This window comes from Acidobacteriota bacterium, from assembly GCA_028875725.1.
In the GTDB taxonomy this organism is placed as follows: domain Bacteria; phylum Acidobacteriota; class Thermoanaerobaculia; order Multivoradales; family Multivoraceae; genus Multivorans.
Genome location: JAPPCR010000015.1, coordinates 209,024 through 230,060, shown reverse-complemented (window position 1 = coordinate 230,060; position 21,037 = coordinate 209,024). Strand labels below are relative to the sequence as shown.

The following is a 21,037-nucleotide window of genomic DNA, read 5'->3' as shown; positions in this document are numbered from 1 at the left end:
CCGGAACGATCGTGGCAGCGGGCGGCGAACCGGACCGGGCCCAGACGGCCTTCGAGCCGCCGTTGCTGGTGCTGGTCTCCCTGGTCCTCGGCTTCCTCCTGTCCTGGCTGCTGCCGCTCCGGATTTGGCCGGTCGGGACCAATCGGGCCCTGGTGATTGCCGGGATCGCGATCGTGGTTGCCAGCTTCGCCTGGCTGACCTGGTCGGCCCTGACGATGGTTCGCGGCGGCTCCTCCCTGCCGGTGCATCATCCGACCGCGAACCTGGTGATCAGAGGTCCCTACCGGCGGTCCCGTAATCCCATCTATGCGGGCATGGTTCTGGCGTTCCTCGGCCTCGGACTCGCTCGGAGCAGTTGGTGGTTCGTCGCCCTCGCCGTGGCGGTGGCCCTGCTGCTGCGCTGGGGCGTGATTCTGCGGGAGGAGGCCTACCTGGAGCGGAAGTTCGGCGACGAGTACCGGGACTATGCGAAACGCGTCCGGCGCTGGTTGTAGCGCGGCCCGCCGGGTCCTTGTGCCGGCCTCGATGCTGGCGCTGGCCCTTTCCGCCTGCGGACCCGAGCCGGAGGACGCCGCGCCACCGTCGGTCCGGGCGGACGTGGAGCACCTGCTCAGTGGGGCATCGAGCGGGCAGCCCCCGGTCATCCTGATCACGATCGACACGCTGCGGGCCGACCGGCTGTCGAGCTACGGCTCGGACCGGGTCGCGACGCCGCACCTCGACCGTCTGGCGGAGGAGGGCATCCGCTTCGCCAACGCGTCGTCGACGGTGCCGTTCACGTTGCCTGCGCACAGCTCGATCATGACGGGGCTCTACCCGCCGTCCCATGGGGTGCGCGAGAATGTCGGCTACGTTCTGGCGCCCGAGCTGGTGACCATCGCCGAGCGGTTCCAGGACCGCGGCTACCGGACCGGCGGTTTCGTCAGCGCCTTCGTGCTCGATGCGCGCTGGGGGATCGCCCGCGGCTTCGACACCTACGTCGACGACTTCGACCTGGACGCGATGGCGGGCGCCAACCTGGGGTCGGTCCAGCGGGCTGGTCCGGAGACGATCGCGCACGCGCTGGAGTGGCTCGACGGCGTGGGCGGGGAGGAGCCCTTCTTCCTGTGGCTCCACCTGTTCGATCCCCACGATCCGTACGACCCGCCGGAACCGTTTCGGTCGGAGTACCAGGGACGGCCCTACGACGGCGAGGTCGCCTACACCGATTCCCTGATCGGCGAGTTCCGCACCGCCCTCGAGGAGCGCGGTCTTTTCGATGAGTCCGTTCTCGTGCTGACGTCGGACCACGGCGAAGGACTGGGCGATCACGGCGAGAGCTACCACGGCTTCTTCGTCTACGACTCCACGGTCCACGTTCCGCTCATCGTCCGGCTGCCCGGCGGCACGGAGCGCGGTCGGGTGGTCGGCGACGCGGTGAGCCACGTCGACATCGCGCCGACCCTGATCGAGCTTCTGGACCTCGACGGGGCTGGCGCAGGCCAGGGCCGGAGTCTGCTCCCGGACATGCAGGGACTGCCGAATCCTCTTGCCGAACGGAGCGTGTACGCCGAGTCCTTCTACGCGCTCGACCACTACGGCTGGGCGCCGCTTCGCTCGCTGCGCACGGCGGAGCACAAGTACATCGAAGCGCCGGAACCCGAGCTCTACGCCCTGCTCGAAGACCCGGGCGAGCTCGCGAACGTCCTACTCGAAGAGCGCGACCTGTCGCGCCGGCTGCGGGCGGAGGCTCTCGAACTCTCGGCGGAACTCGATCGGGCGGCCCCGAGTTCCAGCGCGGAACCGGATCTCGACGAGGACACGCTGGCGCAGTTGCGAGCGCTCGGTTACCTCGCCGGCCGCGGTGCCGCAGGCCGCGGGGATTCGGAAAGCCCGCGCGCCGACCCGAAGAACAAGGCGCACCTGCATCGCGCCATCATGCGGGCGCAGAGCGCTTTCGGCGCCGGCGACGAGGATGCGGCCGCGGCCGAGCTGCGGGCGGCGCTGTCCGAAGACGAGGGGCTGCTCGACGCGCACCAGCTTCTGGGCACGATCACGCTTCTCGCGGGCGATCCCGAGCCGGCGGTCGGCCACTTCCAGAGCGCGCTCGCCCTCGATCCCGAGCACCGCCAGTCTCTGCTTGGTCTCGCCAATGCCTACCACGAGCTGGGACGCGTCGACGAGGCGGTCGTCGGCTACCGCCGGCTGCTCGAAGTCGCGGGTCAGGACGCGAAGGCGACGATGGCGCTGGCGCGGATCCACGTCGACCGCGGCGAGTTGAGCGAAGCGGAGCAGGTGCTGGCGGCCGCCGCCGAAGGACGCGAACCGCCCGCGGTCGTCGCGAACAAGCTGGGCGAGGTGATGGCGCTTCTGGGTCGCAGCGGCGACGCGGAGGCGAAGTTCCGGCAGGCCATCTCATCGAACCCGGAACTCGGCGAGGCCTACTTCAACCTGGCCGTTCTGCTGGATGAGTCGGGGAGGATGGGGGACGCGGTCACTGCCTATCGGCAGGCGGAGGAACTGCGCCCGCGCGACCATCGGCCCCGGTTCAATCTCGGCCGCCTCTACGGCCGGCAGGGTCGCGCGGACCTCCAGATCGAGGCTTACCGCGGCGCGGTCGAGGCGTCGCCGGACTTCACCGTTGGGTACTTCCACCTGGCCAAGGCCTTGATGGACCACGGGCGGGACCTAAAGGAAGCGGAGACGTTCGCACGCCGCGGTCTGGAGGGCGAGCCGACCGGTCGGGACGGTGCGCTCGGCTACTTCGTGCTCGCCGACATCCTGAACCGGCTGGGGCGGCCGGCCGAGGAGCGTCTGGCGCTGGCCCGCGGACAGGAACTCCTAGGCGGCGAGCGCTGAGGCCACAAGGACCGCCATCTGCTCCGGATCTTCCAGCGGGCCGAGGTGGCCGAGGCCCTCGACCTGTAGAAAGAGCACGTTCGGCAACTCGCACACGATCGCCTCGGCCCAGTATGCGGGCCCCGGTATGAGCACGGATCCCCGCATCAGGGTAACCGGGCACTCCACCTGGCGGAGCCCGTGCCAGGCGCGGTGGTGGGGTCCCATGAGGTAAAGCTGCGCCTCGACGTCGGGGTGACACTTGATCTCGACCGCGCCGTCCGCCGACGGTGCGAAGCCATGCCGGACGTACACGTCGAGCGCTTCCGGGTCGATCAGGGAGTAGGGCACCTTCTCCGCGTAGTTGGCGACGGCGGCTTCGTACGATGCGAAGCGTCTGCGCCGACGCCGGGTCCGTTCGACCCAGACGCCGAGGCGGGCGTCGTCGTCCGTGACGCCCGGCGGATAGATGACCGGCTCGTAGCAGACGAGGCCGGCGAACAGGCCCGGCCGCTTGGGCGCGATCATCAACAGCGCGGCGGCGCCCATCGAGTGGCCGAAGCCGAACAGCGGTCGTTCGGTGCCGAGTTCCAGCGCGTCGATCACCGCGGCCAGATCCTCCGCACAGCTCTCCCAACTGTAGTCGAGGCCGTCCGGCGCGGTCGCGTCGCCGTGCCCCCGCACGTCGACGCTGATCCGGCGAAAGCCGTCGAGGTGCTCGAGCATCGGGTCGTAGACCCGCCCGTGGAAGCCGGTGGCGTGACCGGCGATCAGGTCGGGGCCATCGCCGCCGAAGTCGTAGACGGCGAGTTCGACGCCGTCGGTGGACTGGACGCGGTGGACGGAAACCGGTTCGAGCACGGGTCGGGTAGTTTGCGGCATGGGCCGGGGAAACTAGCAGCATCCGGCTCAGGCCCTCGTAGCAGAATAGGGCGATGCCCAAGCATGTGACCCGGTTCAGCCGGGGAAGCCGCCGCTCGGCGGAGAGCATCCGGGTGTGGCGGCTGCAGATCGGCTTCCTGCTGCTGCTCGCCATCACGGCTGTGCAGGTCGTCTGGTGGCTGGTCGACCAGTCCAGGCTCGCGGACCGCATCGCCTCCGACCGCGTCGCCGGGGTCGAACTGGACCGGGAGGCGGCCGAGGCGTCGCTGCGAGCCGGTCAGTCGAGTGAGGAACTGCGCGCTCTCTACCCGCACCTGGAGATCGAAGCCGGGGAGGCGAGGATACGGCCGGCGGCCCGCGCGGCGATCGAACGGGATCGACGCAGCCACCTGAACCAGTATCGCTGGGAGGGGGGTTTCTTTCTCGCGGTGATTGCGGGCGGGGTACTGCTTCTGTGGGGCGTGCTGCGCCGGGAGGCGGATCTCCTGTCCCGGCAGCAGAACTTCCTCGCCGCGGTGTCCCACGAGTTACGGAGTCCGCTGGCGAGCCTGCGGCTGACGACGGAGACGTTGCTGCTCCGTGATCTGGCGGCGGCGGATCGTCGCGAGCTGCTTGATCGCAACCTGGAGGATCTGAGACGTCTGGAGCGGATGATTGGCAATCTCCTGGAGACGAACCGCCTGGAGCATGCGAAGGTCGAGCCGCGCCGCGAACCGGTCGACCTGGCGGAGGCGGTGTCCCTCGCCTTCGCCGAGCTCGGGCACCGGCGCGACGGCGGCGAGGGCATCGAGATCGAGGTCAGGGTCGAGGACGGCCTCGATCTCCAGGCGGACCCTGTGGGCCTGGGCACGGTGCTGCGGAACCTGATCGGCAACGCGATCGAGTCCGCCCAGGCGGCCGGAACGAGAGTGGAAGTCGTGGCCAGACGGCTGGACTCGACCGTCGAACTCGAAGTGCTCGACGACGGCGTCGGCTTCGACCCCGCGGACGGCCGTCGTCTGTTCGAGAAGTTCTACCGACCCGGCAGCGAGTTGCGGCGCGACAAGAAGGGCAGCGGTCTGGGGCTCTACCTGGTGCGGAGCTTCGTGACGCTCGAGGGAGGTGAAGTGGAGGCGAGCAGCGAGGGCCCGGGCCGCGGCGCAGTGTTCCGGGTCACATGGCCGATCAGGCGGCAGGCCGCGGGAGCGGCGTCGTGAGACCCGTAGTCGAAGACCAGGTGCGGGTCCTGCTGATCGAGGACGAGGAGAACCTCGCCGCCGGCATCCGCTTCAACCTGGAGGCCGAGGGCCTCGACGTCGACTGGGTTCGCGACGGTGGGCAGGCGCTCGAGCGGGTTCGGGATCCGCGCTACCAGCTCGTGATTCTCGACGTGATGTTGCCGGGCGTGGACGGGTTCACGCTGTGCGAGGAGGCGCGTAGAGCTGGCGTCGATACGCCGGTCCTCTTCCTGACCGCCAAGGCGGAGGTATCCGACCGGATTCGCGGCCTCGAGGCCGGAGGCGACGACTATCTCGCGAAGCCCTTTCACCTGACGGAGCTCTTGCTGCGGGTGCAGGCGATCCTCCGGCGGCGGTCGTGGCGTCCCGGCGACGCACCGGACGCCGTGCGCTTCGGCGGCAACCACTTCGACTTCGCGGCCTTCACCGGCGCTTCCTGGGACGGTCAGGCGCAGCAGTTGACACAGAAGGAGGCGATGATCCTCAAGACCCTGGCGGAGCGGGAGGGCGAAGTCGTCTCGCGCGAGGACATCCTGGACCGCGTCTGGGGTTACGAAGCCTTCCCGTCGTCCCGGACGGTCGACAACTTCATCCTCCGGCTGCGCAAACGCTTCGAACCAGACCCCGAGCGGCCGCGCCACTTCCACACCGTTCGCGGCGTCGGCTACCGGTTCACCGCCGACGCGGACTGAGCCGCGGGCGCTACTCGACTTCGAGGAGCTCGAGTTCGAAGGTGAGGGCGGCAGCGGGCGGGATGGCTGGCGGCGAGCCGTTCGCGCCGTAGGCGAGTTCGGCGGGAATGAAGAGTTCCCACCTGGCGCCCGGCTTCATCAACTGCAACGCTTCTGACCAGCCGGGAATGAAGCCGCTGACGGGGTAGGTGGTCGGCTGGTCGCGGTCGTATGTGCTGTCGAACACGGTGCCGTCGATCAGGGCGCCGCGATAGTGGACGGTGACCGTCTGGTTCGCCGTGGGGCTGTCGCCGCTGCCCGCGCGGAGTTCCCGGTAGAGGAGACCGGAGTCCGTCTTGACGATGCCCTCTTCCCTGGCCTTCTCGGCGAGGAAAGCGGCGCTCTTGGCGGTGTTCTCCATCATGGCCGCTTGCCGGGCGCGGTCCGCGTGTTCCTGCATCTTCTGGTTGAGTTCTCCCAGAACCGCGTCGATCTCGGCCTCCTCGAGCGCCGCCGTGCCTTCCAGGGAGTCCAGGAATCCGCGGAGCAGCAGGTCCTTGTCGAGGTTCAGATCCCCGGCATCCAGGTTGCTGCCGATGTTCAGGCCGATCGCGTAGGAGGCCTTCTCGTCCCATGTCTCGGGGGCCGCCGGCGGATCGTCGGCTGCGGCGGTGGCGGTTTCCTGCGCGCAGGCGGGCGCGGCGAGGATGAGGGCGAGGAGTGGGGCGATGAACTGCCGGGGGCGGCGTGGTGTCGTCATGGCGCGCATGGTATCCGCAAGACGGGCGGGCCTGGTCCCTTCGCTATCCTCGCCGCGTGCAGCCGCTGCAGTTGATCCTCGTGGCACTCGTGCAGGGGCTGACCGAGTACCTGCCGATCAGCTCGACCGCGCACCTCATCCTGCTGCCGCGGCTGTTCGGCTGGCCGGACCAGGGTCTGGCGGTGGACGTGGCGGCGAACACCGGCACACTGGTGGCCGTCGTCGCGTACTTCCGAAAGGACCTCGCGGTCTACGTGCGGGCGCTGTTCCAGGGCGCCGAGGCCGGCGAACCCGCTGCGAGGCGGATGATCCCGTTGCTGGCGCTGGCCTCGCTGCCCGTTCTCGTCGTCGGCATCGTGGCGGGCGAGTGGATCGCCGGCGACGCCCGCAGTCCGGGCGTGATCGCCTGGGCGACGATCGGCTTCGGCCTCGTGCTCGGCGCCGCGGATCGCTGGGGGGCGCAGGAGCGCCGGCTGGAGCAGGTGAACTGGCGGAATGCTCTGGTGTTCGGGCTGGCGCAGGCAGCGGCGCTCGTTCCCGGCGCTTCCCGGGCCGGTGTCGTCATCAGCGCCGGCCGGCTGCTCGGCTTCGACCGTGAGTCGTCGGCTCGCTTCGCCCTCCTGCTGGCGCTGCCGGTCGGCGTCTTCGTCGCCGGCAAGGACAGTCTGGACCTGATGAGCGGCGCGCTGCCGCTGTCCCAACTGCCCTCGCTGCTCCTGGTCGCCGCGCTGTCGGCGGTGGTGGGCTACCTGGTGATCGGCGGTCTGCTCGGATGGCTCAGGCGCCGCAGCCTGCAGGTCTTCGTCGGCTACCGGCTGGCGCTGGGCACCGTGCTGCTCGTGGTCTTCTAGCCGGCTCGTCCACGACCGCGAAAGGCAGCGCAGCGCGCCGCCGCGCCACTACTTGTGTGTGATCGCGAAATCATCGCGAAAGGATCGGAGAAGTTCGCCCAAATGCCACTTTAGGCCGCTAGCCTTCGTGAGAATTCTGGTTCTTGCGGAGGTAACGGGATATGGCGAGTGCGGTTCGTGCCTTGATACCTCCAGGACGAGAGGCCGCAGCCTCGTGAACTCACTCGTTCCCTTCGATCGAATCCTCGCGTTGCTGCATCGGGCCGCCTTCGACGACGTGCACTGGCCCGCCGCCACGGCCCTGATCGAACATGCCTGTGGCGCCACGGGAAACGTGCTGACAGTCTGCCAAAGCACCGGCAACGGGGTGCACGTCCACTTCGCCCGGTTGCTCTACGGCGGCGAGCCTCGACAGGACCTGGTGGACGAGTATTTCGACGTGTACCACGCCCACGACGAAGGGCCGCCCCGCCTCTCGGAGCGGCCCGTCGGCCAACTGGTCAATGTTCCCGACCTGTACACCCAAAGGGAGTTGAGGACGTCGGCGGCGTACAACGAGGGATGGGGCCGCGGCCACGGCCAGAACGGCTTGATTACGCGCCTCGACTGGGTGGACGGCCTGAGTGTGGTCTGGGCTATCGGCAACCCGATCGCAAGCGGCGGCTGGCAGTCGGATCAGCTCCGGTTGATCGAGTCGCTGCTGCCGCATATCCGCCAGTTCGTTCGCGTCCGTCAGGCGCTGGTTGGCGCCGATGCACTGAGCGCCGGTCTGGCCGGCCTGCTGGACAGCAGCCGGATCGGCGTCCTGCACCTGGACCGCAGTGGCCGCGTGCTGGCGGCGAACGCCCCGGCCCAGGGCATTCTGCGCCGCGGCCAAGGCTTGTTCGACCGCGACGGCGCCCTGCACGCTTCGCTGCCGGCGGATGACGGCCGTCTGCAGCGGCTGCTGAGAGGCGCGCTGCCGGTATTCGGGAACGAGACGCCGTCGAGGGGCGGCTCGATCAGGATCCAGCGGCCCTTGCTTCGGTCGCGGCTGGAGCTTCACGTACACGCCATCGACGCCGGGCAGGCGGACTTCGGGGGCCGCCGGGTGGCGGCCCTGGTGCTCGTGGTCGACCCGGAGAGCCGTCCGCGCATCGACCCGGTCCGGCTGTCGGTGTTGCTCGGCCTGTCGCCGTCGGAGGCCCGCGTGTCGGCGTTGTTGGCCGAGGGCCGTCCGGTGCGCGAGATCGCAGCGACCACGGGTTACAAGGAAAGCTACGTCCGCTGGCTTCTGAAACAGGTCTACAAGAGCCAGGGCGTATCCGGGCAGGTTGCCCTGGTGCAGCGAGTTCTGACGGCATACGCCTTCCCGAGGCGCTGACGATCGCGATGGGGGAGGCGCGCCTGGGACTGGTTCTGGCACTCGCGGCACTGGCGCTGCCGCAAGCCGCGGCTCAGGAACCCGGCCGCGGGGACGACCACGGGCCGGGCCGCACCTTCCGCGACGCTCTCGCCTCCGGCGGCGCCGGTCCCGAGATGGTCGTGATTCCGGCGGGCGCCTTCCGGATGGGTTGCGCATCGGGCGTGGACTGCTATCCCGGCCGGGAGGAGCCGGTCCGCGAGGTGACGATTCCGCGCCCGTTAGCGGTGGGCAGGCACGAGGTGACCTTCGCCGACTGGGACGCCTGCGTCGCCGCCGGCGGCTGCGGACACCGTCCGGACGACCGGGGCTGGGGCCGCGGCCGGCGCCCGGTGATCAACGTGTCGTGGCGGGACGCCCGGGAGTACGTGGCCTGGCTGTCGGAAGAGACGGGCGTCGCGTACCGCCTGCCGAGCGAGTCGGAGTGGGAGTACGCGGCCCGCGCCGGTTCGGGCGCGGCCTACAGTTGGGGCGACGAGGTCGCTTCGGGCCGCGCCAATTGCGGCGGTTGCGGCGACGAATGGTCCGGTCACACGGCGCCGGCGGGCTCGTTCCCGCCGAACTCCTGGGGTCTGCACGACCTGCACGGAAACGTGTGGGAGTGGGTGGAGGACTGCTGGCACGAGAGCCACGAGGGCGCGGCGGCCGACGGCGCCACGCGGCGGTCGGACGATTGTTCCCGCCACGCGCTGCGCGGCGGCGCCTGGGACGTCGGGCCGGAACTCGTCCGCTCCGCCTCCCGCTTCGGGCACGGTTCGGACATCCGCACCGGCTACCTCGGTTTTCGCGTCGCCCGGACGCTCGCTCCGTGAAGCCTCGCCTCGCGTCCACGTAGAACGGTCAGGTTCGCTTGACCGACTGCGTGGCTGACGTATACTTCCGCGCATGATGTACGTCACTCTTGGTCATGCACACCAAACTCACGCTGCGGCTTGACGACCGGCTGATCGCGCAGGCGAAGGACTATGCCCGGGATGCCGGCAAGTCACTCTCCCAGATCGTGGCCGAGTACTTCTCCGCGATCACTTCGCGGAACCAGCCGGACCACACCCAGACGCCGGCGGTGGCCGGGCTGCGCGGAGTGCTGAGGGGCGCCGGTCTGGAGGGCTTGAGCGACTACCACGCGCACCTTGAAGACAAGCACCTCTGAGAAGGCGAAGCGCATGAGGGTGCTCTTCGACACCAACGTGCTGATCGACTTCCTGCTCGACCGGGCGCCCTTCGCGGATGCTGCCGCCGATCTTCTCTCGCGGGCCGACCGCGGCCAGATTCAGGGGCTGGCTTGCGCCGACTCGTTCACGACGATCTTCTACCTGATGCAGAAGGCGCTCGGCCGGGAGGCGGCCAGGCAGCACATCTCGTCCCTTCTGTCCGTGCTCGACGTGACACCGGTGAACAGGGCGACTCTGGAGCACGCGGCCGAGAGCCGTCTGCGCGACTTCGAAGACGCGGTCGTCGTCGAGTCCGGAAGTCAAGCCGACGTGGACTGCATCGTCACGCGGAACGAACGGGACTTCGCCGGTTCGACCGTCACCGTGCATTCCCCGCGGGCGCTGTTGGCTCTGCTGGCCGAGTAGGCCAGGGCGGCCGGCCGGCGATCCGCCTCAGAACAGCAGCTCCACCAGCTCGCCGTCGATCGTCCGGATCGTCGCCCGGTCCGACGGCCACGCCGGTTCGGCGAGCGACGCTTCCCAGCGGTCGAGACGGCCGCGAAGGCGCGCCACCCGCCTGGGGAAGCGGCCGGCGAGATTCGCGCTCTCGGCCGGATCGTCCTCGAGGTCGTAGAGCAGCGTGACCTGTCCGTGGGGCGAGCGGACGGAGCCCGCGGCCGGCGCGACCAGGGCGCCGCCCGCGTCCGCGGCCGCCGGGCCGGCCCGGTTGATCTCCAGCAGCTTGAAGCGGCCCATGCGGACCGCCCGGTTGGGGCCCGCCCGCCAGAACAGGGCCTCGTGGGGGCGCCCGCGGGCGCGGCCGGTCAGATGCGGCACGAGGTCGACGCCGTCGAGCGCCATCGCACCGTGCCCCGCAGGCGGGACGCCGGCAAGCGCCGCGAAGGTCGCGAAGAAGTCCAGGCTGATCACCGGCTCGCGGTAGACGGCGCCGCCCGCGAGGCCGTTCGGCCAGCGCATGATGAGCGGCACCCGGATGCCGCCCTCCAGGAAGAAGCGCTTGAAGCCGCTGAACGGCGCGTTGCTGCAGCCCGTGTCGAGGTAGCCGACGCAGCCGTTGTCGCTGGTGAAGACGACCAGCGTGTCGCCGTCGACGCCCTCGCCGGCGAGCCGGTCGAGCACCGCGCCGACGCCGCGGTCCACCGACGACACCATGGCGGCGTAGGTTCGGCGGGCACCGGCCTCGACGTGGGCGACGGTCTCCAGGTCCTCTGTCGTCGCCTGCAGGGGCGTGTGCGGAGCGGTGTAGGAGAGGACGAGGAAGAACGGCCGGCCGGCGGCCGCGTGCCGGCCGATGAAGCCGGCCGCCTCGCGGGTGAAGGCGTCGGTCAGGTAGCCCTCGGCGGCGGCCGCTTCGCGCCCGCGCTGCACCGTGGCCCCGAAGTAGCCGCTGTCGCCGCCGAGCACGCCCATGAACTCGTCGAAGCCGCGCGACAGGGGATGCCGGTCCGGACTCCGGCCGAGATGCCACTTGCCGACGTAGCCGGTCGCGTAGCCCGCGCCGCGCATCAGGTCGCCGAGCGTCCGCTCCTCCGCCGCCAGCCCGAACCCGGCGTCGCGGCCGACCAGGTTGAACTCGTAGCCGTGCCGGTGCGGGTAACGCCCGGTGATCAGGCCGGCCCGCGACGGGCTGCACACCGCGGCCGCCGCGTAGGCGTCGGTGAAGCGAACGCCCCCGGCGGCAAGACGGTCGAGCCGCGGCGTGCGGTTGGCCTGGCTGCCGTAGCTGCCGAGGTCGCCGTAGCCGAGGTCGTCGGCGACGATCAGGACGACGTTCGGCCGCTCCGGCCGCTCGGTCCCGCCGGGGCCCGGCGCCCCGGGCGGCTCGGCCGGCGGGTTGGCGGCGCAGGCGGCGGCCAGGGCGCAGGCGAGGGCGGCGCCCGCCGGCTGCCTGCTAGCAGGCATAGCCGCCCAGCCGGTAGTCCTCCGCGTAGCGCCGGCGGAGCAGGTCCGTGCAGGCGGCGTCCGCCGCCTCGCCGGTCAGCGGTTCCGGCCGGGGGTTGAGCCGGGGCAAAGCCCGGTGCGGCATGCCCGTTCGCTCGCACACCGCCCGCCAGTCCGCGTCGATGCTCTCGAAGCGGCCGAGGAAGTCCGGCAGGCGTCCGCCGTCGTCGCGGATCTGCCGGTGCTGCGACAGCCAGTGCCGGTCGGCGAAGGCGTCCGCGCCGAACGGCGTCGTCAGCCAGCGGCAGAACTCCTCGAAGCTCATGCCGATGCGGAGTCCGTGGTACGGACGGATGAACCAGCGGTAGGCGTCGCGCTCGCTGCGCGCCAGCGTGTGCTTGTCGGCCCAGGCGGACAGGGCGCGGGTGGCCGGGTCGCGCAGGAACGCGAAGCGGAAGTAGCCGCGCGCCTCGGGGCGGCGCGCCAGCACCTCGCCGAGCGTGCGGCGCCGGAACAGCTCGGCGGCCGGGTCCGCCGCCCGCAGCGCCGCGGCCAGGCTCCGCGAGGCCGCCTTCGGGTTGCAGATCCAGAGAAAGCGGTAGCGCCTGGAGACGATCTTCTCGGCCCGCGTGTCCGGCCGGCGCCCGGCCGTCGTCACCAGCGCGCGGGCGGATTCGTGGTCTCCCTCGCGCGCCGCCGCCCGCAGCGCCTTCGCCACCTCGTGGTGTTCCGGCGTGTCCGAGGCCGACAGCGCCGCCGCCAGGCGGCCGTACCAGCGGTCCAGGGCCCGGCCGCCGAGGCCGGCCCCCGCGCATGGCGCCAGCGCCTCGAGCACCCGGCCGCCGCGCCGCGCGACCTCATGCGGATCTCCTCCGGTCACAGGGCGCCGGAGTCTAGCGCGGGCGCTCGCCGGTTTTTCTTGGGTTGCTTTCGCCCCCCCCCCCCCTAAATGGGAGGTCGAACGGTCTCTGAGATAGCAAGAAAAGGAAAGTGATTCGTGTCCGTAGTCCCACCCTGGTGTTGGGAAATGAACCTACAAAATGGGATATGACAAGCGCCTGATCCTTTCTGAAAGATACCGGAGCGATGCGGGCGAACCGGTTGCTCCCCCTGACATCTCGAACACGTCTTGTCGCGTTCCTCTGCGCGCTGATCTGCCTGTCGCTGACGGCGCAGGCGGCGGCGCAAACGGAACTCCACATCGTACGCTCCACCTCCGAGTCGGGAACCTCGAAGGTGGAGGGTTCGAACCTGGTCTTCGACGTGGGCGTGGCTGGTTCCAGTAGCCCTTCCTCGGACCTGACGGTCAACCTCACGGTGGCGGAGGGAACCGGCGAGGATTTCGTGGCGGCCGGGAACGAGGGCCAGAAGACGCTGACTTTCTCCATGGGCACATCCACCACGACCTTCACCGTCGCGACGGTGAACGACTCGACGGTCGAGTCGGACGGAACCGTGACGGTGACGCTGAACTCGGGCACCGGCTACACCGTGGACAGCAACTTCGCCTCGGCCTCCTGGACCGTGACGGACAACGACGTCGGTTTGAGCAGCGTCGCCTTCCACGGAACGCCGGCGGCGGGCCAGGACGACAAGTACAAGATCGGCGACACGGTGACGGCGCGGGCGACCTTCTCCGGTGCGGTCGACGTGACGGGCAGTCCGACCCTGGAATTGCTGCTCGCGACGGGCACGACGAGGACCATGACGGCGAGCGCCGCGACCAACACGACGACCGTCGACTTCACCTACACGGTGGCCGCGGGGGACGTTTCCGCCGGGCTCAGCATCGGGGCGAACAAGTTGAGCGTCCCGACGGGGTCGACGATCGTCCTGACGGGAACCACGAGCAATGCCGTGGTCACCCACTCCGCGGTGGCGGTGGACACGGACCGCAAGATCGACGGCGTCAAGCCGACGTTCACGAGCGCGACGGTGGACGGCACGACGCTGAAGGTGACCTTCAGCGAAGCGCTGCGTTCGGCGTCGAGCAGTTGGTTCACGGTGAGCTGGACGGCGACTTCCACCAAGACGAGCGTTGGGCAGTCGGCGGACGCGTCGATCAGCGACAAGGTGGCGACGGTGACTTTGCAGAAAGAGGTTCCCGCCGGCGTGTCAACGCAGTTGGCCCACGGAAGCCCTGGCACCGGCAACGCCGCCAGGGACAAGGCTGGTAATGCCGCCGACGACTTCAGCGGCAAACCGGTGACCAACCTGCAGGGGTTCACCGCGCCGGCCTTCGACGACGGCGACGACGTGACGTTCGAGATCGCGGAGAACAACGCCGACGCGGCGTCCGTCGGCACGGTGTCGGCGACGGACGGCGACGGCGACACGCCGACGTTCTCGCTGGCGAACAGCGGCGACCACGCCTCGTTCACGATCAACTCCTCCAGCGGCGAGATCAAGGTGGCCTCCGGGACGACGCTCAACTTCGAGGCGAAGGACGAGTACACGATCACGGCGCAGGTGACCGACGGCGAGGACGCCAACGGCAACGCGGAGACGACGGCGACGATCGACGACACGATCACGGTGACGATCGAGGTCACGAACGTGCTGGAGCCGCCGGCCCGGATGGCCGCGCCGACGGTGACTTCGGCATCGCCGACGGCGCTCACCGTGACCTGGACGCCGCCGTCGGAGACGGGGGCCAAGGCGATCACGAGCTACCGCGTGCGCTACTTCCAGGGGGCCGCGGACCCGGACAACAACAGCGAATGGACCAACGCCGGCACGACGTTCACGGCGTCGACGAGGACCACGGACATCGGCGGCCTGACGCCGGGCAAGCTGTACCGCGTCCAGACCCGCGCGCGGGCCGACGGCGGGAGCCCCTGGTCGCCCTCCGGCCTCTTTACGACACCGCTGGGGAGGGTGAGAGCGATCCTGGTGTCGTCAAAGGCGCCGGGAGGGCAGAACTTCGCCTACAAGATCGGCGACACGGTGACTGTAGCGTTGGCGTTCGATTCCTTCGTGACGCTGACGGGCGACCTGGTCGCGAAGCTGCTGCTGGCGTCGGGCGTCGAGAGGAACGCCACGTTCACCGACACCTCCGGCACTGCGCGGAAAACGATGCTGCTCAGCTATACGGTGCAGGCGGGAGACACCTCGTCGGGGCTCGGTTTCGCGGCGAACAAGGTGTCCCTGAGGACGGCGACGTCGACGATCGTCACCACGGGAACCTCGGTGGCGCCGAGCTTGGCCCACCCGGCGGTCGGCGCGAGCACGAGCCAGAAGGTGGACGGCGTGCTGCCGACGGTCCAGAGCGCGACGGTCGAGCAGGACGAGCTCAGGGTGACCTTCGCCGAGGCGATGAAGACGTCGGGCACCAAGCCGGCGAGCAGCATCTTCACGGTCTCGGCGACCAAGGACGGGGCCACCACGACGATCAACGGCGCGTCGTCGGCGGTGACGATCAGCGGTTCGACCGTGACGGCGGCGCTCTCTTCCTCGGTGGACCACCTCGCGACGCTGACGGTTGCCTATGCCGTGCCGACGGCGAACGCGCTGGCGGACGCGGCGGGCAACGAGGCGGCGGCGTTTTCGAACCAGTCCGCGACGAACGACGTCGGGAACACGTCGCCGTCCTTCGACGACGGCGCCACCGCGGCCTTCTCGATCGCGGAGAACAACGCCGACCAGGCGGTCGTGGGCACGGTGTCGGCGACGGACAACGACGGCGACACGCCGACGTACTCGCTGGCGAGCGGCGGCGACAACGACTCGTTCACGATCGACTCCGGCACCGGCCAGATCAAGGTGGCGTCCGGGACGACGCTGGACTTCGAGACGCAGGACGAGTTCACGATCACGGCGCGGGTGACCGACCGCGAGGACGACGACGGCAACACGCAGACGACGCCGACGCAGGACGACACGATCACGGTGACGGTCACCGTGACCAACGTGGAGGAGCCGCCGGGGGTGCCGACGGGCCTGTCGGTGACCGCCGCTTCCACGACGGCCCTGAATGTGACATGGGTCGCGCCGACTTCGACGGGCGCCAGGGCGATCAACGACTACGACGTGCGCTACTTCGCGGGGAGCGCCGATCCCACCGATCCGAACGACTGGATCGAGGAGGGGGAGACCGGCGGCTTCAACCACACGGGCACCGCGGTCAGTGCGGTCGTTGGGAGCCTGACGCCCGACACGACGTACCGGGTGCAGGTACGGGCCGGGGGCGACGGCGAGGGCGCCTGGTCGGCGTCCGGCTCCGCGAAGACGAAGCTGCCGAAGATCACCGGCGTCGCCTTCGTGGGAAGTCCGGCAACGCATCAGGGCAACTGGTACGGGATCGGCAACACGGTGCGGGCGCGGGCGACCTTCGACTACGCGGTGGACGTGACCGGAGATCCGATACTGGAGTTGTGGCTGTTCAGGGACCACCAGAACAGGGACGTCACGAAGAACATGACGTTCGACACGCACGGGGACAGGACGAGCACGACGACGGTGGACTTCATCTACACGGTAGCGGCCCTGGACGTCTCGGGCGGACTCCGCATCGATGCGAACAAGCTGAGCCTCCCGGCGTCGGTGAAGATCACGGCGGCCGGCTTCGCGACGAAGAATGCCGTCATCACCCACGGTGCGGTCGCCGTGGACACGAGCCGCAGGATCGACGGCACCGGGCCGCGACACAACAGCGCGGTCGTCAGGGACAACAAGTTGCAGGTGACCTTCAACGAGGACATCAACGAGAACGTGACGGCGCCGGCGAGCAGCGTGTTCACGGTGAAGGGAACGAACAATGGCACCGCGTTCACGATCAACGGCGGCACCGCGGCGGTGACCGTCAACGGAAGCCTGGTGACGGCGACGCTTGCTTCCTCGGTGGCCGCGACCGCGACCGGGCTGACGGTGGAGTATGCCGTGCCGGCGAGCAACGAGCTGGTGGACAAGGCGGGCAACGCGGCGGCCGCCTTCACGGGCCTGTCAGCGACGAACAACACGCATACCTCGCCAAGCTTCACCGCCGGCGCATCGACCGAGTTCATGATCGCGGAAAACAACGCGGCCCAGGCTGTCGTGGGCTCGGTGTCGGCGTCGGACCTGGACGGGGACACGATGACCTGGTCGCTCGCGAGCGGCAGCGACAGCGCCTCGTTCACGATCAACTCCGCCAACGGCGAGATCAAGGTGGCGTCCGGAACGACGTTCGACTACGAGACGAAGGACGAGTACACGTTCACGGCCCAGGTGACCGACGGCGAGGACTCGAACGGTACGGCGGAGGGGACGCCGACGATCGACGACACGATCGCGGTGACGGTCACGGTGACGAACGTCGAGGAAGTGCCTGGCGCGCCGCACGGGCTGAGGGCGACTCCCACCGCGACGAGCGTCGAGGTGAGCTGGGTCGCGCCCACGACCACGGGGGGCGGGTCGGTGACCGACTACGACCTGCGTTACTCGACGGGGGCCGGGCCGCCGCAGAACGACGACGACTGGATCGAGGAAGGGGAGGCCGGCGGCCACACGCACACGGGCCCGGCGCTCCAGTCGACGGTCGAGAACCTGACGCCGGGCACGAGGTACCACTTCTCGGTGCGGGCGGAGGGCGACGGCGAGGGTCCATGGTCGTCGGCGGTCACCGCGACGACGACGCTGCCGACGGTGAGCAGCGTCGAGTTGACGAGTACGCCGGAGGAGAACCGCAGCTACGACACGGGCGAGTTCGTGCGCGCGCGGGTGACGTTCGACGACGCGGTGGACGTGACGGTCGGTCCGGTGTTGACGCTGCAGCTCGGCGCCGGCGAGACGAGGGAGATGACGTTCGACCCGGCGGGAGGAACGACCGGCACGACGACCGTCGACTTCACCTACTCGGTCGTGGAGGGAGACGTCTCGAGGGCGGGAATCGCCTTCCCCGAGAACGCGCTGGGCGCGGGTACGGGGGCGATCCAGGTGGCCGGATCGACGACGTCCGCCGACCTGACGCACCCGGCGGTGGCCGCGAACTCGGACCACCGGGTGAACTGGACGGCGCCGCCGCCGGCCCCGCCGGGAGGGGGAGGCGGTCCTCCGCCGCCGCTTGCCGAGCCGCCGCTGGCGGAGGACGATCCGCCGCAGGCGAACGGCCCGGAGGTGACCCTGACCTTCGACCGGCCCCTGGACCCGGCATCCGTGCCCGATCCATCGGACTTCACGGTCACGGTGACGCTCGCGGCGTCCTCGGCCGCCTCGGCGGCGACGGACCCCGAGACGGTCGCGGCCGCGCAGGAAGGGGAGTACCGGGTGACCGAAGTGTCGATCAGCGGTTCGACGGTTCGGCTCACGATCTCGCCGCCGATCCCGGCGGGCGCCAGCGTCAGCGTGCAGTACACGAAGGGCGCCAACCCGCTGCGGGTCTCGGACGGACAGCCGACGCCGACCTACCGGGAGGTGCCGGACTTCGAGGAGGAAGTGACCAACGAGACGCCGTCCGGCGGCGGCGAACCCGAGCCCACGAACAGTCCGCCGGTCGCCGACGCCGGTGAGGATCTGGAGGTCGCTCCGGGGGCCCGCGTCGAGCTGGACGGCACGGGGAGTTCGGACCCGGACGGCGACGAACTGACGTTCCTGTGGACGCAGACGGGCGGCGAGGAAGTCACGCTCGAGGGCGCGGACAGGGCGCGTCCTTCGTTTGCCGCGCCGCAGGCAGCCGGCACGCTGACGTTCGCCCTGGTCGTCAACGACGGAAGCGCCGACAGTGAACCGGACACCGTGACGGTATCGGTGAGCAGATCGATGCCGGTCGCCGACGCCGGGGAGGACCTGGAGGTCGATCCGGGCGCGCTCGTCGAGCTGGACGGCACGGGGAGTTCGGACCCGGACGGCGACGAGCTGACGTTCCGGTGGACGCAGACGGGCGGCGACGACGTGACGCTCGAGGGCGCGGACACGGCGCGGCCTTCGTTCACGGTGCCTCAGGCCGCGGTCGCGCTGACGTTCTCGCTCGTCGTGAACGACGGAACGGCCGACAGCGAACCGGACGAGGTGACGGTGTTGGTGCGGGACCTGATGCCGAGCTTCGGCGACGCCGAGATCGGCACCAAGCGGTTCCTTGCGAATCAGCCGGCCAGGCCGCGGGTTCTGCCGGCGGCGAGCGGCGGCAACGGCGCGCTGACCTACACGCTCGAGCCGCTGCCCGCCGGGCTGGAGTTCGACGATTCCTCGCGGCGCCTTCACGGCACGCCGACAGCCGCGGGCCGCTTCACGGTGACCTACAGCGCGACGGACATCGACGGCGATGTCGCGAGTCTCGAGTTCCTGATCCGCGTCTTCGACAACCGGCCACCCACGGCCGACGCCGGCGAGGACCTGGAGACCGACCCGGGCGAGCGCGTCGAGCTGGACGGCACGGGGAGTTCGGACCCTGACGGCGACGAGCTGAGCTACGCCTGGCTTCAGACCGAGGGCGAGACGGTCACGCTCGAGCAGCCGTTGTCGGCGCGGCCGGCGTTCACGGCGCCGGTGCAGCCGGGGATGTTGACCTTCTCGCTCACGGTCAAGGACGGCATGGCGACCAGTGAGCCGGACGAGGTCGCCGTACGCGTTCGCGACCTGGCGCCGACCTTCGGCGGCGCCACGGTTCAGGCGTTGACGCTGGTCCAGGGTCGTGCGATCGACCCGGTCGAGTTGCCGGAGGCGACCGGAGGCAACGGCGCGCTGACCTACAGCCTGACGTCGTCGCCGATGGGCCTTGCCGGTCTCGACTTCGACCTTCCGACCCGGACGTTGTCGGGCACGCCAACGGCGACGGGCGCCTGGACGTTCACGTACCGGGTCGAGGACGCCGACAATCACCGCGGCGACAGCGACGCGGCGCTGATGATCTTCCGGGTCACCTCGGCGCCGCCGACGGCGGAGCGCAGGGCGGTGCTGGAACAGACGCTGGCTTCCGTCGGCAGGACGGCGCTGAACAGCGCCGTCGACGCGATCGGCGCCCGCTTCTCGTCCACCGGGACACCGCGGTCGAACGTGACGATCGCCGGCCGGCAGTTGACCGGCGGCGGTCCGGGCATCGCCGGACGCCAGGGCGGCGGCCTGGGCGGCTACGGCGGCCCGGGCGGACCCCGGGGCTTCGGCCTCGGCTTCGGGCAAGGTCCGGGCCGTGGCTTCGGCCAGGGTTCCGGCCAGGGCTTCGGCGGCCCGGGTGCGCTGCGAACCGACGCCGACAGCCTGCTGCTCGGCAGTTCGTTCGAGTGGTCGTTCGGCGGCGGCGCCGAAGAGGCGGGCGAGGGCGACGAAGAGGCCGGACCGCGGCTCTGGTCGGTCTGGGGCCGCGGCGACCTGAACTCGTTCAACGGCCGTCCCGAGCAGGACTCCCGTTTCGAGGGCGATCTCCGCACCGGCTACGTCGGCGTCGACGTCCAGTCCGGCAGGTGGCTGGCGGGCGTCGCCGTGTCCAGGGGCTCCAGCGAGAGCGACTACAGCTTCGGCGGCGGCGACGCCGACTTCGAGCGCGGCGGCCTCGACACCTCGCTCACCACGGTCCATCCCTACGGTCGCTGGAAGCTCTCCGACACGGACGAGCTCTGGACCGTGCTGGGCCTCGGCTGGGGCGACGCGACGCACGTCACTGGAGACGCCGCGGACCGGCCCGAGAGCAGCGATCTCTCGATGTACATGGCCGCCGGCGGCCTGCGCAAGGCACTGGCCGCATTCCGCGGCGTCGATCTGGCGCTGCGGGCCGACGCCGGCCTCGCCCGGCTGGAGACGGACGGCGGTTCCCGGGCGGTTGACGGCCTGAGCGCCGGGAGCTGGCGCATGCGCGCGGGGGTCGAGGCGTCGCGGAGCTGGATGGTGACGGGGGGCGGCGTGGTGACTCCCTTCGTCGAACTCGCCGGCCGCTATGACGGCGGCGACGGCGCGACGGGACTGGGCGTCGAGGTGGCCGGCGGCGCGCGCTACGGCAATGCCCGCTTCCAGGTCGAGGCCCGCGGCCGCATGCTGGCCCTGCACAACGAGAGCGGCTACGAGGAAAGCGGCGTGAGCGTCAGCGCCCGGATGGCGCCGAAGGCGAACGGCGAGGGCCTGTCGATGGAGCTCGGGCCGCGCTGGGGCGCTCCGGTCGGCGGCGCCGAAACCCTCTGGCAGGAGCAGTTGCCGCGGCACCAGGGCGGCGCCTTCGGCTCCGCCGGCGGACGTGGCGGCCACGGGGTCGACGCGGCTCTCGGCTACGGCTTCCTCTTGCCGGCGTTCCAGGGCGTACTGACGCCCTTCGCCGAGGCCGCCTTCGCGGGCCAGGGAAGACGGTACCGCCTTGGCACCCGCTTCATCGTCGCGCCCATCGAACTCCAACTCGAACTCGCCGGCGAGCAGGTGGAGGCGGCCGGGAACGTGCCGGGTCAACGCCGGTTCGCGTTCAACCTGCGCTTCCGCTTCTGAGGGCGC

General features: G+C 70.3%; 14 protein-coding genes. 10 read left to right on the top strand and 4 right to left on the bottom strand.

The features are described from left to right. Nucleotides 1–11 precede the first annotated feature (11 nt). Complete coding sequence (locus tag OXI49_12535) at nt 12–494, top strand: isoprenylcysteine carboxylmethyltransferase family protein (GenBank protein MDE2691335.1); 483 nt, start codon at nt 12–14, stop codon at nt 492–494. Then, complete coding sequence (locus tag OXI49_12530) at nt 466–2,838, top strand: sulfatase-like hydrolase/transferase (GenBank protein ID MDE2691334.1); 2,373 nt, start codon at nt 466–468, stop codon at nt 2,836–2,838. Before OXI49_12535 ends, OXI49_12530 begins: the two co-directional genes overlap by 29 nt. Here OXI49_12530 and OXI49_12525 read toward each other — a convergent pair. Next, nucleotides 2,821–3,699, bottom strand: a complete 879-nt coding sequence (locus OXI49_12525) for an alpha/beta hydrolase (protein MDE2691333.1) — start codon at nt 3,697–3,699, stop codon at nt 2,821–2,823. The genes OXI49_12530 and OXI49_12525 overlap by 18 nt on opposite strands. A 53-nt stretch (nt 3,700–3,752) precedes the next feature. Between OXI49_12525 and OXI49_12520 the strand changes: the two genes are divergently transcribed. Together OXI49_12520 and OXI49_12515 are read left to right on the top strand one after the other, a co-directional pair. After that, nucleotides 3,753–4,895 (top strand): HAMP domain-containing sensor histidine kinase, encoded by a 1,143-nt coding sequence (locus OXI49_12520; GenBank protein ID MDE2691332.1) that lies wholly within the window; start codon nt 3,753–3,755, stop codon nt 4,893–4,895. Next, on the top strand, nt 4,892–5,608 hold the full coding sequence (locus OXI49_12515) for a response regulator transcription factor (protein MDE2691331.1): 717 nt from the start codon (nt 4,892–4,894) through the stop codon (nt 5,606–5,608). Before OXI49_12520 ends, OXI49_12515 begins: the two co-directional genes overlap by 4 nt. 10 nt (nt 5,609–5,618) lie before the next feature. Here OXI49_12515 and OXI49_12510 read toward each other — a convergent pair whose 3' ends face one another. Beyond that, entirely contained in the window at nt 5,619–6,347 is a 729-nt protein-coding gene (locus OXI49_12510; protein MDE2691330.1) for an FKBP-type peptidyl-prolyl cis-trans isomerase, read from the bottom strand. 56 nt (nt 6,348–6,403) lie between these two features. Here OXI49_12510 and OXI49_12505 point away from each other — a divergent pair, with 56 nt between their 5' ends. From OXI49_12505 to OXI49_12485, 5 genes are all read left to right on the top strand, one after another. Then, nucleotides 6,404–7,198, top strand: coding sequence for an undecaprenyl-diphosphate phosphatase (locus tag OXI49_12505; protein MDE2691329.1), 795 nt, complete (start codon nt 6,404–6,406; stop codon nt 7,196–7,198). A gap of 214 nt (nt 7,199–7,412) precedes the next feature. After that, on the top strand, nt 7,413–8,561 hold the full coding sequence (locus tag OXI49_12500; protein MDE2691328.1) for a hypothetical protein: 1,149 nt from the start codon (nt 7,413–7,415) through the stop codon (nt 8,559–8,561). Nucleotides 8,562–8,569: 8 nt separating this feature from the next. Then, nucleotides 8,570–9,412 carry an SUMF1/EgtB/PvdO family nonheme iron enzyme gene (locus tag OXI49_12495; GenBank protein ID MDE2691327.1) on the top strand — a complete coding sequence of 281 codons (843 nt, stop codon included), beginning with the start codon at nt 8,570–8,572 and terminating at the stop codon, nt 9,410–9,412. A gap of 95 nt (nt 9,413–9,507) precedes the next feature. Next, nucleotides 9,508–9,750, top strand: a complete 243-nt coding sequence (locus OXI49_12490; protein MDE2691326.1) for a DUF6364 family protein — start codon at nt 9,508–9,510, stop codon at nt 9,748–9,750. A 13-nt stretch (nt 9,751–9,763) separates the two neighbouring features. Continuing rightward, complete coding sequence (locus tag OXI49_12485) at nt 9,764–10,177, top strand: PIN domain-containing protein (protein MDE2691325.1); 414 nt, start codon at nt 9,764–9,766, stop codon at nt 10,175–10,177. Between the two features lie 27 nt (nt 10,178–10,204). Here OXI49_12485 and OXI49_12480 read toward each other — a convergent pair whose 3' ends face one another. Further along, nucleotides 10,205–11,674 (bottom strand): sulfatase-like hydrolase/transferase, encoded by a 1,470-nt coding sequence (locus OXI49_12480; protein MDE2691324.1) that lies wholly within the window; start codon nt 11,672–11,674, stop codon nt 10,205–10,207. Continuing rightward, on the bottom strand, nt 11,664–12,533 hold the full coding sequence (locus tag OXI49_12475; GenBank protein ID MDE2691323.1) for a sulfotransferase family 2 domain-containing protein: 870 nt from the start codon (nt 12,531–12,533) through the stop codon (nt 11,664–11,666). Before OXI49_12475 ends, OXI49_12480 begins: the two co-directional genes overlap by 11 nt. Before the next feature lie 206 nt (nt 12,534–12,739). On the opposite strand from OXI49_12475, the gene OXI49_12470 reads away from it, so the two are divergent. Then, complete coding sequence (locus OXI49_12470; protein MDE2691322.1) at nt 12,740–21,031, top strand: cadherin domain-containing protein; 8,292 nt, start codon at nt 12,740–12,742, stop codon at nt 21,029–21,031. The last annotated feature ends 6 nt before the right edge of the window (nt 21,032–21,037 follow it).

What these genes read in the sequence shown, in the direction of transcription:
- OXI49_12530 (MDE2691334.1), top strand. Translation starts at nt 466, where the DNA reads ATGCGAAACGCGTCCGGCGCTGGTTGTAGCGCGGCCCGCCGGGTCCTT.
- OXI49_12525 (MDE2691333.1), bottom strand. Translation starts at nt 3,699, where the DNA reads ATGCCGCAAACTACCCGACCCGTGCTCGAACCGGTTTCCGTCCACCGC.
- OXI49_12520 (MDE2691332.1), top strand. Translation starts at nt 3,753, where the DNA reads ATGCCCAAGCATGTGACCCGGTTCAGCCGGGGAAGCCGCCGCTCGGCG.
- OXI49_12510 (MDE2691330.1), bottom strand. Translation starts at nt 6,347, where the DNA reads ATGACGACACCACGCCGCCCCCGGCAGTTCATCGCCCCACTCCTCGCC.
- OXI49_12495 (MDE2691327.1), top strand. Translation starts at nt 8,570, where the DNA reads ATGGGGGAGGCGCGCCTGGGACTGGTTCTGGCACTCGCGGCACTGGCG.
- OXI49_12490 (MDE2691326.1), top strand. Translation starts at nt 9,508, where the DNA reads ATGCACACCAAACTCACGCTGCGGCTTGACGACCGGCTGATCGCGCAG.
- OXI49_12485 (MDE2691325.1), top strand. Translation starts at nt 9,764, where the DNA reads ATGAGGGTGCTCTTCGACACCAACGTGCTGATCGACTTCCTGCTCGAC.
- OXI49_12480 (MDE2691324.1), bottom strand. Translation starts at nt 11,674, where the DNA reads ATGCCTGCTAGCAGGCAGCCGGCGGGCGCCGCCCTCGCCTGCGCCCTG.
- OXI49_12470 (MDE2691322.1), top strand. Translation starts at nt 12,740, where the DNA reads ATGCGGGCGAACCGGTTGCTCCCCCTGACATCTCGAACACGTCTTGTC.